At 74.0% G+C, this 12123-nt stretch carries 12 protein-coding genes; 5 read left to right on the forward strand and 7 right to left on the reverse strand.

All coding sequences use genetic code 11. The features are described from left to right. Positions 1-81: 81 nt before the first annotated feature. Entirely contained in the window at positions 82-1053 is a 972-nt protein-coding gene (locus tag ACIGAQ_RS04045) for an NAD(P)/FAD-dependent oxidoreductase (protein WP_399778972.1), read from the reverse strand. A 65-nt stretch (positions 1054-1118) separates the two neighbouring features. Between ACIGAQ_RS04045 and ACIGAQ_RS04050 the strand changes: the two genes are divergently transcribed. Beyond that, positions 1119-2162 (forward strand): oxidoreductase, encoded by a 1044-nt coding sequence (locus tag ACIGAQ_RS04050; RefSeq protein ID WP_311687166.1) that lies wholly within the window; start codon positions 1119-1121, stop codon positions 2160-2162. 13 nt (positions 2163-2175) lie between these two features. Then, entirely contained in the window at positions 2176-3816 is a 1641-nt protein-coding gene (locus tag ACIGAQ_RS04055; RefSeq protein WP_399778974.1) for an ABC-F family ATP-binding cassette domain-containing protein, read from the forward strand. On the opposite strand, the gene ACIGAQ_RS04060 is transcribed toward ACIGAQ_RS04055, so the two are convergent. The 4 genes from ACIGAQ_RS04060 to ACIGAQ_RS04075 all read right to left on the reverse strand — a co-directional run bounded on the left by ACIGAQ_RS04060 (position 3813) and on the right by ACIGAQ_RS04075 (position 8171). After that, positions 3813-4370, reverse strand: a complete 558-nt coding sequence (locus ACIGAQ_RS04060; protein ID WP_399778976.1) for a putative glycolipid-binding domain-containing protein — start codon at positions 4368-4370, stop codon at positions 3813-3815. The two genes, ACIGAQ_RS04055 and ACIGAQ_RS04060, sit on opposite strands and share 4 nt — an antisense overlap. A gap of 123 nt (positions 4371-4493) precedes the next feature. Then, positions 4494-6929 carry a Tex family protein gene (locus tag ACIGAQ_RS04065; protein WP_362282930.1) on the reverse strand — a complete coding sequence of 812 codons (2436 nt, stop codon included), beginning with the start codon at positions 6927-6929 and terminating at the stop codon, positions 4494-4496. 100 nt (positions 6930-7029) lie between these two features. Beyond that, positions 7030-7161, reverse strand: coding sequence for an LPFR motif small protein (locus ACIGAQ_RS04070; RefSeq protein WP_252100478.1), 132 nt, complete (start codon positions 7159-7161; stop codon positions 7030-7032). Between the two features lie 140 nt (positions 7162-7301). Then, entirely contained in the window at positions 7302-8171 is an 870-nt protein-coding gene (locus ACIGAQ_RS04075; protein ID WP_362282927.1) for a hypothetical protein, read from the reverse strand. Between the two features lie 114 nt (positions 8172-8285). Here ACIGAQ_RS04075 and ACIGAQ_RS04080 point away from each other — a divergent pair, with 114 nt between their 5' ends. Together ACIGAQ_RS04080 and ACIGAQ_RS04085 are read left to right on the forward strand one after the other, a co-directional pair. Then, positions 8286-9245: a GlxA family transcriptional regulator gene (locus ACIGAQ_RS04080; RefSeq protein WP_399778979.1), complete on the forward strand. Its 960-nt coding sequence runs from the start codon at positions 8286-8288 to the stop codon at positions 9243-9245. Between the two features lie 82 nt (positions 9246-9327). Continuing rightward, the gene (locus tag ACIGAQ_RS04085) at positions 9328-9963 is read left to right on the forward strand and encodes a DJ-1/PfpI family protein (protein WP_311687154.1); all 636 of its coding nucleotides are present in this window, start codon (positions 9328-9330) and stop codon (positions 9961-9963) included. Here ACIGAQ_RS04085 and ACIGAQ_RS04090 read toward each other — a convergent pair. Beyond that, on the reverse strand, positions 9950-10705 hold the full coding sequence (locus tag ACIGAQ_RS04090; protein ID WP_399778981.1) for an enoyl-CoA hydratase/isomerase family protein: 756 nt from the start codon (positions 10703-10705) through the stop codon (positions 9950-9952). The genes ACIGAQ_RS04085 and ACIGAQ_RS04090 overlap by 14 nt on opposite strands. A 218-nt stretch (positions 10706-10923) precedes the next feature. Here ACIGAQ_RS04090 and ACIGAQ_RS04095 point away from each other — a divergent pair, with 218 nt between their 5' ends. Further along, the gene (locus tag ACIGAQ_RS04095) at positions 10924-11430 is read left to right on the forward strand and encodes an ATP-binding protein (RefSeq protein ID WP_311687245.1); all 507 of its coding nucleotides are present in this window, start codon (positions 10924-10926) and stop codon (positions 11428-11430) included. 22 nt (positions 11431-11452) lie between these two features. Here the strand turns inward: ACIGAQ_RS04095 and idi are convergent, their stop codons facing one another. After that, positions 11453-12046 carry an isopentenyl-diphosphate Delta-isomerase gene (gene idi / locus ACIGAQ_RS04100; protein WP_311687150.1) on the reverse strand — a complete coding sequence of 198 codons (594 nt, stop codon included), beginning with the start codon at positions 12044-12046 and terminating at the stop codon, positions 11453-11455. Positions 12047-12123: the final 77 nt, after the last annotated feature.

A 12123-nucleotide genomic window follows, 5' to 3' on the forward strand; every position in this document is an offset into this window, starting at 1 on the left:
GGGCTTGCCGCCCGGGGCGCCCGGCCGTTCCGCGCGCTTGCTCGAGCCGGTGACCGTCCCTCCTCAGGCAGTGACAGCCCTTCAGCCGGTGACAGCCGCTTCTCCGCCGGTGACCAGCCGCGCCGCCTCCTGCGCACACCCCCACGCCACGGTGACGCCCGCGCCGCCGTGGCCGTAGTTGTGCACCAGGAGCCGGCCGTCCGGCAGGGCGTCGCGCTCCAGGCGGACCGCCGGGCGGGTGGGCCGCAGCCCCACCCGGTGCTCCAGCACCTTCGCCCCGGCGACCTCCGGCCGGAGCTCCGCGCAGCGCGCGACGATCGCCTCGGCCGTCGCCGGGTCGGGCTCCAGGGACCAGGCGTCCTCCTCCGCGGTGCCGCCGAGGATCAGTCCGCCCGGCTGCGGGAACAGGTAGGCGTACTGTCCGGCCGCATCACGGGAGACCAGCCACGTGTCGATCCCGGGGTTCTCCACGACGACCAGCTGCCCGCGCACCGGCCGCACGGACGGATCCGGCACCAGCTCCCGCGCCGCGAGGCCCGTGCAGTTCACCACGACCGGCGCGTCGGCCTCCGCCAGCGAGGACACCGCCCGCGCCTCGACCACCCCGCCCGCCGCGGCCAACCGCTCCCGCAGCCACGCCAGATGGGCCGGCATGTCGATCAGCGGCAGCCGCGCGCGCACGCCCCGCCCGGCGTACTCCCCGGGTGTGGCCGCCCGCAGCCCCGGCACCCGTGCCGCCAGCCACCCGGCCACCTCGTCGAGCCCGGTCTCGCCCAGTACCCCTTCGACCATGCGTACGCCGGCCTGCCCGGGCCGCCGCGCCAGCTCCGCGTACACCTCCAGCGACCGCAGGCCCCAGGTACGCGCCAGTGCGGCCGGCTCGATCCGGTAGGGCCACCACAGCGCACCGGCAACGGCGGAGGTGGTCGCCTCGGCGGCGTCCTTCGTCCACACCCGGACCCGCCGCCCGCCCTCGGCCAGGACCACCGCGGTCGTCAGCCCGACGACCCCGCCTCCGACCACCACGATCTCGTCACTCGGTTCGTCTGCCATGGCCGGACCGTAGCGGATGTGTCATGCCGTGCTCACATCACGCCCCGTGTGGGGATACTCACCCCATGTGCGCCGAGTACGCCCAGTACACGACCTTCGGCCTGGCACCCGCGATGCGGGCCGGCGGAGTCCTCAACGACGGTGGCTACCAGGTCCACCGGGACTTCCTGGACTTCATCGTCGACGGACGCCCGCTCCTCTTCCAGCTCTCCGACCTCGACGCGGTCTCCCCGCTCGCCTCCGACGTCCCACCCGCCATCTTCACCGCCCAGGTCCGCAGCCTGCTCCTGGAGAGCCCGGCCCCGCTGCCCGGGGACCGGTACGTCGTCTACGGCTGCCCCGAGTGCGAGGACCTGGCCTGCGGCGCCGTCACCGCGGTCATCCGCCGGGACGGCGAGGACGTCATCTGGCGGGACTTCGCCTGGCAGACCGGCGAACACGCCGACCTCGAACGCAACGGCTACCACGGCATCGGCCCGTTCCGCTTCCGCGGCGGCGAGTACCGAACGGCCCTGGCCGCCCTCCTGGACGGCTCCGCCCCGGACCCCCGCCGCCGCGTCCTGCTGATCGGCGCCCGGGTCTCCGTCCTGTCCCGGCTCGCCGCCGCACTGCGCACCATCGGCGTGGGCGCCGACCTCGCCCACGACGCCGACGGCGTGCCCGCCGACGAACTGCGCGGCTACGGCGCCGTCGCCTACGGCCCGGACACGGCCGAACGGGAACGGGCCGCCGTGCGCCGCGCCTTCGAACGGGCCCGGGTCCCGGTCGCCCACGTCGACGGCCTCGCCCCGGTGGTCCCGGTCCTCGTCGCCCAGATCGAGCACGCCCTGGACCGCAGTCCCGCCGGACAGCGCCGCCTGACCGCTCTGACCGCCGACGGCACCGGCGCGGACGTCGAGGTCACCTCCACCTGCCGGCTCACCCTGACCGCCCACCGCATCGACCGGCTCTCGCGCGTCCACACCCACGACCTGTTCGACGGCGTCCTGGAACCGGGCCGGCACCGCCTCGCCCTGGATCCGAAGGCGCTGAAGGGGCGGTCCTTCCTCGTCGCCCGCACCACCGGAAGCGTCCTGGCCACGGCCGTGACCCACGGAGCGGCCCACTAGGATCGGCCCTCTGATGACTGCCACCCTCGTCGCCAAGAACCTCGCCGCCGGCCACGGCGACCGCGCCCTGTTCACCGGGCTCGACCTCGTCGTCGCGCCCGGCGACGTCATCGGCCTGGTCGGCGCCAACGGCGCGGGCAAGTCCACCCTGCTCCGGCTGCTCGCCGGCCTCACCGCACCCGAGCAGGGCGAACTGCGCCTGTCCCCGCCGGCCGCCACCGTCGGCCACCTGCCGCAGGAGCCCGACCGCCGCCCCGGCGAGACCGTCCGGGCCTTCCTGGCCCGCCGCACGGGCGTCGCCGAGGCCCAGCGGCTCATGGACGAGGCGACGCAGGCCCTGGTCGACGGGGCGCCCGGTGCCGACGACGCCTACGCCACGAGCCTGGAGCGCTGGCTCGGCCTCGGCGGTGCCGACCTCGACGAGCGCGCCGAGGAGGTCGCCGGCTCCCTCGGCCTCGCCATCGACCTGGACCAGCCGATGACCTCCCTGTCCGGCGGCCAGGCCGCCCGCGCCTCACTCGCCTCCCTCCTGCTGTCCCGCTACGACGTCTTCCTGCTGGACGAGCCGACCAACGACCTCGACCTGGACGGCCTGGAGCGACTCGAACGCTTCGTCGCCGGCCTGCGCGCCGGCACGGTGGTCGTCAGCCACGACCGCGAGTTCCTCACCCGCACGGTCACCAAGGTCCTCGAACTCGACCTCGCCCAGGGTGAGATCAACCTCTACGGCGGTGGTTACGCGGCCTACCTGGAGGAGCGGGACGTCGCCCGGCGGCACGCGCGCGACGAGTACGAGGAGTACGCCGACAAGAAGGCGGCCCTCCAGGACCGCGCGCAGACCCAGCGCTCCTGGATGGACAAGGGCGTGAAGAACGCGCGCCGCAAGGCGGGCAACGACAACGACAAGATCGGCCGCAAGTTCCGCAGCGAGGCCAGCGAGAAACAGGCCGCGAAGGCCCGCCAGACCCAGCGCATGATCGAGCGCCTGGACGTTGTCGAGGAGCCCCGCAAGGAGTGGGAGCTGCGCATGGAGATCGCGTCGGCCCCCCGCTCGGGCGCCGTCGTCGCCACCCTGCGGGACGCCGAGGTGCGCCGCGGCGGCTTCGTCCTCGGCCCGGTGTCCCTCCAGATCGACTGGGCCGACCGGGTCGCGGTGACCGGTGCGAACGGCGCGGGCAAGTCCACGCTGCTCGCCGCCCTGCTCGGCCGCGTCCCGCTGGACGCCGGACACGCCGCGCTCGGCGCGGGCGTCCTGCTGGGCGAGGTCGACCAGGCCCGCAAGCTGTTCCACGGCGAGGAGACCCTGCTCGACGCGTTCCGCACGGCCGTCCCGGACACCGAACCGGTCGAGGTCCGCACCCTCCTGGCCAAGTTCGGCCTCAAGACCGGCCACGTACTGCGCCCCGCGGCCACCCTCTCCCCGGGCGAGCGCACCCGGGCCGCCCTCGCCCTGCTCCAGGGCCGGGGCGTCAACCTCCTGGTCCTCGACGAGCCCACCAACCACTTGGACCTGCCGGCCATCGAGCAACTGGAGTCGGCCCTCGACGCCTACGAGGGCACCCTCCTGCTGGTCACCCACGACCGCCGCATGCTGGACGCCGTGCACGTCACCCGCCGTCTGGAGGTCGCGGACGGCAAGGTGACCGAGCGCTAGGCGGCCGCCAGACGCCTCGCCAGGGAGGGGTAGCCGACGACGAACCCCTCCTCGTCGAACTCCAGGTCGCTGCGGAAGTCACCGGAGGCGTACCGGACCCGCCCGGGCGCGAGGTGCGTGTACGTCTGCCGCGACGGCCGCACCGACAGGTCCGGCACCGAGACCCAGGCCATCAGGAGCTCCAGCTCGCCCGCACCCCGGTGCAGCCCGTGCCGCAGCACGGGCAGGGTGTTGGTCAGCGGGCACAGCCCGAGATCGCAGTCGAGGGCTCCGTCGACGTCCGCGAGCCGCTCGCCGTCCACGGTCCAGCCGCCCCCGCCGTCGTGCCGCAGATCGAGCGTGCGGGTGCCGCCGGCGGAGTCGACCGTCACCCGCAGCCGCCGCGTGACGAACCCGTCGCCCGTGTCCAGGTCGTACGTGACCCAGTAGGGCTCCGGCTCCGTCCCGACGGCTCGCCCACGCGCCCGCAGCACGCCGTCCCGCACCTGGACCCAGGCGGTCTCGACCCCGTGGCTCGCGGATACTTCCCAGGTGAGGACGCGTGCGGCAGACATGAAGCCAGTCTAGATCCGCCCCTGCCAGGGGCGCGGGGCTGCGGTCGAGGTGCCGCTGCCGCCGCGCGGGCGCGACCGGCCACCACGGACGCGCGGATCACCACGGCATCCCGGGCGAAGCGCTCAGCGACGGCCGTTCTTGGGATCGACCAGACCGGCCCGGCGCAGAGCGTCGGCCATCGCGCTGTTCGCCGGCGCGGGCGCCTGACGCGACCCGCCACCCTGGCCCCCACGACCGCCGCCCTGGCCACCGCCCTGACCGCCGCGGCCGCCACCGCCCTGCCGCTGCTGCGGCGGTCGCCCGCCCCGCTGACGGCGCTCACGCTCGCCCGAGCCGCCGCCCTGGCCGCCCTGCGGGGCCGCCTCGTCGTCCAGGCGCAGCGTCAGCGAGATCCGCTTGCGCGGGATGTCGACGTCGAGGACCTTCACCTTGACGATGTCGCCGGGCTTGACGACGTCCCGCGGGTCCTTGACGAACGTCTTCGACATCGCGGACACGTGCACCAGGCCGTCCTGGTGGACACCGACGTCGACGAACGCCCCGAAGGCGGCCACGTTGGTCACGACGCCCTCCAGGACCATCCCGGACGCCAGGTCGGAGATCTTCTCGACGCCCTCCTTGAAGACGGCCGTCTTGAACGCCGGACGCGGGTCGCGGCCCGGCTTCTCCAGCTCCTTGAGGATGTCGGTCACCGTCGGCAGACCGAACGACTCGTCGACGAAGTCCTGCGGACGCAGCGAGCGCAGCACGGCCGTGTTGCCGATGAGCCCGGCGACCTCCTGGCCGGCCGTCTTCACCATCCGCCGGACCACCGGGTAGGCCTCCGGGTGCACGCTGGAGGCGTCCAGCGGGTCGGTGCCGCCGCGGATCCGCAGGAAGCCCGCGCACTGCTCGTAGGCCTTCGGGCCGAGCCGCGCCACCTTCTTCAGCTCGCCACGGGACGTGAACGGCCCGTTCTGGTCGCGGTGCGCCACGATGTTCTCGGCGAGGCCGGAGGTGATGCCGGAGACCCGGGCGAGCAGCGGCGCCGAGGCCGTGTTGACGTCCACGCCCACGCCGTTCACACAGTCCTCCACGACCGCGTCCAGCGAGCGCGAGAGCTTCACCTCGGACAGGTCGTGCTGGTACTGGCCGACGCCGATCGACTTGGGGTCGATCTTCACCAGCTCGGCGAGCGGGTCCTGGAGCCGGCGGGCGATGGACACGGCGCCGCGCAGCGACACGTCCATGTCGGGCAGCTCCTGCGAGGCGAACGCGGACGCCGAGTACACCGACGCGCCGGCCTCGGAGACCATCACCTTCGTGAGGTTCAGCTCCGGATGCCTGGCGATCAGTTCACCGGCGAGCTTGTCCGTCTCGCGCGAGGCGGTGCCGTTGCCGATGGCGATCAGCTCGACCGCGTGCTCCTTCGCCAGCCGGGCCAGCCGGGCGATGGCCTCGTCCCACCGGTTGGCCGGGACGTGCGGGTGGATGACGTCCGTGGCGACGACCTTGCCGGTCGCGTCCACCACGGCGACCTTCACACCGGTACGGAAGCCGGGGTCCAGGCCGAGCGTCGCACGGGTGCCCGCGGGGGCGGCGAGCAGCAGGTCGCGCAGGTTCGCCGCGAAGACCCGTACCGCCTCGTCCTCGGCGGCCGTGCGCAGCCGCAGTCTGAGGTCGATGCCCAGGTGGACGAGGATGCGGGTGCGCCACGCCCAGCGGACCGTGTCCGTCAGCCACTTGTCGGCCGGGCGGCCCCGGTCGGCGATCCCGAACCGGTGTGCGACGATCCCCTCGTACGACGACGGGCCGTCGGTCGGCTCCTCGGGCTCCAGGACGAGGTCGAGGACCTCCTCCTTCTCGCCGCGCAGCATCGCCAGGACGCGGTGCGAGGGCAGCTCCGTGAACGGTTCGGCGAAGTCGAAGTAGTCGGCGAACTTCGCGCCCGCCTCCTCCTTGCCCTCCCGCACCCTGGCGGCCAGCCGGCCGCGCACCCACATGCGTTCGCGCAGCTCGCCGATGAGGTCGGCGTCCTCGGCGAACCGCTCGGTGAGGATCGCCCGGGCGCCGTCGAGGGCGGCCTGCGGGTCCGCCACGCCCTTGTCCGCGTCGACGAACGCGGCGGCCGCGGCGAGGGGCTCGACGGCCGGGTCACCGAGCAGCCCGTCCGCCAGCGGCTCCAGACCCGCCTCGCGCGCGATCTGCGCCTTGGTGCGCCGCTTGGGCTTGTACGGCAGGTAGATGTCCTCCAGGCGCGCCTTGGTCTCGGCGCCCCGGATCCGGGCCTGGAGTTCGTCGGTGAGCTTGCCCTGCTCGCGCACCGAGTCCAGGATGGCGGCCCGCCGCTCCTCCAGCTCCCGCAGGTAGCGCAGCCGCTCCTCGATCGTGCGCAGCTGCGCGTCGTCGAGCATCTCGGTCGCTTCCTTGCGGTAGCGAGCGATGAAGGGCACCGTGGAACCGCCGTCGAGCAGTTCCACGGCGGCCCTGACCTGCCGCTCCCGTACGCCGAGCTCCTCGGCGATCCTGCCTTCGATGGACACTGCGCTGATGGACCCGCTGGACCCGGGTGTCGTCACGATCCCGTACCGCCTTCTCCGCTGAGGTTGCGCGGCAATTGTGGCAGGTGACACCGACACCCGGGGATCAGGGCGGCACGCGGCGGGCCGGCGCCGGCGGTCAGGCCCTGCGGCTGCGGGTGGAGGACGAGGCCCCGCCGAAGAGCCGGGCCAGGGCCCGGAAGGGCAGCGTCACGACGGTGGCGATCGCCCCGCCGATCTGGCGCAGCACGTCTGCGATAGCACGGAACACGAAATTCCCCTTTCTCCACTCCCGGCCGCGCCGGCCGGTGCAGAGCGGGTACCGCGCAGACGCCTCACCATGCGTCACGACCGAACACCCGTGCCCGGCACGGTCCGAGGGCGTGAGCGGAGCGGGCCTCCGCCGAGCCCTCAGCGCTTGCCGATCAGGTCCGCCGGGAACGCCCCCGCCAGAACCGCGGCCCGTGCGAATCCTCCGCCCAGCTCGGTCAGCCGGGCCACGCCCTCCGGGCCCAGGTGCTCGTACGGGGCCCGGTCGAGGCGGTCCGTCTCCTGCTCGATCCCGGCGCGCAGGGCACTGCCCTGCTCGGTGAGCTCCCCGTCCCCGTCCAGCAGCCCGCGCTCGCGCAGCCGGTCCGACGCCGCGTCCCAGTCCTCGCGGCTCCAGCCCCGGGTGCCGAACACCCACTTCGGCGTCATGCCCTTGCCCGTCGCCGTATGGGTCACCAGGGCCTCGAGTCCGTCCAGGCCCGCGGACATCAGAGCGGCCAGGTGCCCGTCGCCCCGGTGCTCGCGCAGCAGGGTCGCCGCGTGCCAGTACCTCAGGTGCGGCTCCTCGGGGACGGGCAGGTCGGCGTGGGCGGCGTACAGCGGCCGCGCCTCGCGCGTACAGGCCTCGGCGGCCCGCAGGGCGAGCCGGGCGGCCTCCGCCATCTCCGCCGACGCCAGGGCCTCCTCGCCGAGCAGCCGGCGCAGGGTCGCGTCCACCGCACGCACGCGTGCGGCCAGCACCTGCCCGGGTGTGACGGCCTCCCACACCGCGGGCACGTGCCGGGCGACGAGCTCGTACTTGTAGTTGTAGAAGGCGGCGGCCACCGGCCCGGCCCCGACCGGCCCGAACGCGGCGGCCCGTACGGCGAAGTTCACGGCGCGCGGGTCGCTGACCCCGGCGGCGCCCAGCTCCCGCCCGAGGTCCGGCGAGAAGTAGTGCGTCGCGTGCAGGGAGTTGAGCACGTTGTGGCAGCGTCGGCCGGCGCGCGGCTCCAGGGCGGCAGTCGTCATGCCGCGCAGGTTACCAACCGCTTGGTATGACCTCCACGGCCATGTCCCGCATGGCAGGAAAGGTGGGGGACTCGTCATTGCGGCCACGCACCGCGCCCGCGCACCATCGACGGCATGGCCCAGCGCACGGTTCTCGCCGTCCTGTACGACGGTGTGCAGAGTCTCGACGTCACCGGACCGGTGGAGGTCTTCGCCGGCGCGGAACTGCTCGCCCCGGGCACGTACCGGATCCGCACCGCCTCCCTGGACGGCGCGCCCGTGCGCACCACCAGCGGACTGGCCCTCGTTCCCGACACGTCCCTGTCCGATGCGCCGGACCCGGACGTCCTGCTGGTCCCCGGCGGGACGGGCGGCCTGCGGCCGGACGCGCGGCTGGTCGACTGGGTGCGCGAGCGCGGGCCGCGTGCCGGGCGGCTGGTCTCCGTGTGCACCGGCGCGACCGTGCTCGCGGCGGCCGGGCTGCTGGACGGCCGGCGCGCCACGACCCACTGGGCGTACTGCGACCGGCTCGCCCGCGACCACCCGGCCGTGCAGGTCGACCCCGACCCGGTCTACGTCCGCGACGGGCATGTCGCCACCTCGGCCGGTGTCACCGCCGGCATCGACCTCGCGCTAGCCCTGGTCGAGGAGGACCTGGGCCGGGACGCGGCCCTCACCATCGCCCGGCACCTCGTGGTCTTCCTGCGCCGGCCGGGGAACCAGGCCCAGTTCAGCGCCCAGCTCGCGGCCCAGACCGCCCGGCGCGAGCCCCTGCGCGAGGTGCAGCGCCACATCGCCGAGCGCCCGGACGACGACCTCTCCGTCGCGTCCCTCGCCGCCCGGGCGCGCCTCTCGCCCCGCCACTTCGCCCGTGCCTTCCGCGCAGAGACCGGCATGACGCCCGGCCGCTACGTGGACCGCGTCCGCCTCGAACACGCCCGCCGCCTCCTGGAGGACACCCCGGACGGCATCGAGGAGATCTCCCGCACCAGCGGCTACGGCACGCCGGAGGCCATGCGCCGCGCCTTCGTCAAGGCACTGGGCACACCCCCGGCGGAGTACCGCCGCCGCTTCCGCCCGGTGACCACGCCCTGAGACCGGGACACCCCGGGATGCCCCCTCCCAGGGGCGGACCCGCAGCCGCACACAACGACGCACACTTCGACGAAAGGGCCCCATGCAGATCGCCATCGTCCTCCACGACCGCTTCACCGCCCTCGACGCCGTCGGCCCGTACGAGACCCTGGGGCGGCTCCCGGGGGCGGAGACCGTCTTCGTCGCCGAGGAGGCCGGACCCGTGCGCAGCGACACGGGCAGCCTCGCGCTCATCGCCGACCGGGCCCTGGCCGACGTGCCGAGCCCCGACATCGTCGTCGTGCCCGGCGGCCCCGGCCCGCTCCCGCTGGCGGCGGACGGGCCCCTGCTCTCCTGGCTGCGCGCCGTCGACGCCGGCAGCACCTGGACCACGTCCGTGTGCACCGGCTCCCTGCTGCTCGCCGCCGCCGGACTCCTGCGGGGCCGCCGGGCGACGTCCCACTGGCTGGCCCTGGAGGAGCTCGCCCGGCACGGCGCCGAACCGACGGGGGAGCGGGTCGTCACCGACGGCAAGTACGTCACCGCCGCCGGCGTCTCCGCCGGCATCGACATGGGACTGACCCTGCTCGGCCGGATCGCCGGCGACGACCACGCGCGGATCGTCCAGCTCGCCACCGAGTACGACCCGCAGCCGCCCTATGACGCCGGATCACCCGAGAAGGCGCCCGCGCACCTCGTCGACCTGGTCCGCACCCACGCCGGGCTCATCCTGACGTAGGCACGCTCCAGCCGAACCGCGGCTGCCTGCGCTCCAGGAACGCGGCGACCCCCTCCGCGGTGTCGCCGCTCGCGCCCGCCTGCCCCGCCCAGTGCGCGTCCCGGTCGGTGCGGCCGTCCGCGAACTCCTTGGCCGCCGCCTGCGTCAGCTGCGAACGGGACACCAGGACGCGGGCGAACTCGGCCACCCGCTTGCCGAGTCCGCCCGCGGGCAGCACCTCGTCCACGAGGCCGGTGCGCAGCGCCCGCTCGGTGTCGATCAGTTCCCCGGAGAACAACAGGTACTTGGCCGTGGCGGGCCCCACCAGGGACACCAGCCGCCTGGTCGAGGACGAGGGGTACACGATGCCGAGCTTCGCGGGCGTCACGCCGAACAGCGCGCCCTCCTCGGCGAACCGCAGATCACAGGCCGCCGCCAGTTGCGCGCCGCCGCCCACGCAGTGCCCGCGGACCGCCGCGAGCGTCGGTTTGGGGAACGCCGCCAGTGCCTCCTCGGCCCGCACGGCCAGCCCCTGTGCCTCCTGAGGCGACTGCCGCAGCGTGGAGATGTCGGCCCCGGCGCAGAACGTCCCGCCCTCCCCGGTCAGCACCAGCACCCGCACCGCCGGATCGCCCGCGAGCTCCCCGAGCAGCGGTGGCAGCGCACGCCACATCGCGGCGGTCATGGCGTTGCGCTTGTCCGGGTGGCTGATGACGACCGTCGCGACCGACTCGGTCACGCTGTGGTGCAGCTGCGGATCCATGCGCCGGATGCTATCCGGAGGCCAAACCCGTACAACCCGAATAGTTCGCCGAGACGGCACAACAGGGACAGGACCAGTCCCACAACTGACCGTGTCATACGCCAACGGTCAGAAGTGCTCGATACGTGCTGACTTCTGGTCAGCCCCACGGTCCGGAGCGCATCGTTACCAACACTCGGAGTGTGGCGACAATCGAGCGCGAGGGTGGCGACCGGACGATGGACGACGACGGGCGCGGGTTCGGCCCACGCCCACAGGGCGGCGCGGCGCCCCTCGGTCCCGGACCGGTGGATCCGCTGCCGTACGAAGGGGTCTGGCGGTTCACCGCACCGGCCGTCGACGCCTCGGTCCCGCAGGCGCGGCACGCCGTACGGGACCTGCTGCGCCGTCAGGGGGTGCCCGTCCCGGACGACCTGGCCCAGGGGCTGCTGCTGATCGTCTCGGAACTGGTGACGAACGCCGTGAAACACGCGGCCGTGCTGTCGCCGACGATCGCGGTCGAACTGGCCGTCGGCGCGGAGTGGCTGCGCGTGTCCGTGGAGGACAACCACCCCTACCGGCCGACGGCGCTGGAGACCGACCACGGCCGGACCGGGGGCCGCGGTCTGCTCCTCGTCCGCGAGATCACCCGCGAGGCGGGCGGGGTGTGCGAGGTCGAGTACACCGCGAGCGGCGGCAAGGTGATCTGGGCCGCCCTGCCGCTGCGGCCCGCCCGCTTCGCCTAGACGGGCCCGGCGGGCCCGCGCCTCACCAGCCGGCCGACGTGCCCGTCAGCTCCCTGATCGCCGGCCGGGCGGCGTCCAGGACCGTCATGAACCAGGACGAGAACGTGTCCTTGGCATGCCGCTCCGCGAGCTCCGGCGGCGTCACGAACGCCGTCGACGCCACCTCCTGCGGGTCCGGCCGCAGCACGGCCTGCACCATGCCGACGAAGAGGTGGTTGTACTCCTGCTCCACCAGCCCCGACTCCGGGTCCGGGTGGTTGTAGCGGACCGTGCCCGCCTCGGCCAGCAGGGACGGGGAGGCGCCGAGCTCCTCGAACGTACGCCGCGCCGCGGCCGCGAAGGGCGCCTCACCCGGGTAGGGGTGGCCGCAGCAGGTGTTGGACCACACACCGGGGGAGTGGTACTTGCCCAGCGCGCGCTGCTGGAGCAGCAGCCGGCCGTACTCGTCGAAGAGGAACACCGAGAACGCGCGGTGCAGCTGTCCGGGCGGCTGGTGGGCGGCGAGCTTCTCCGCGGTGCCGATCGTCACGCCGTCCTCGTCGACCAGTTCCAGCAAAATCGCCTCTGCGGTGCCGTTCGACGGGCTGTGCGTCGCGGTGGCAGGTGTGATCGGCATACCCATCCTTCACATCGGTCTTCGCGCCCCAAGTCTGCCGTACGAATCCGGCACTCCCGGCACTTCGCTGCCGCCCG

This window comes from Streptomyces sp. NPDC085932 (assembly GCF_044540525.1).
GTDB lineage: Bacteria > Actinomycetota > Actinomycetes > Streptomycetales > Streptomycetaceae > Streptomyces > Streptomyces levis.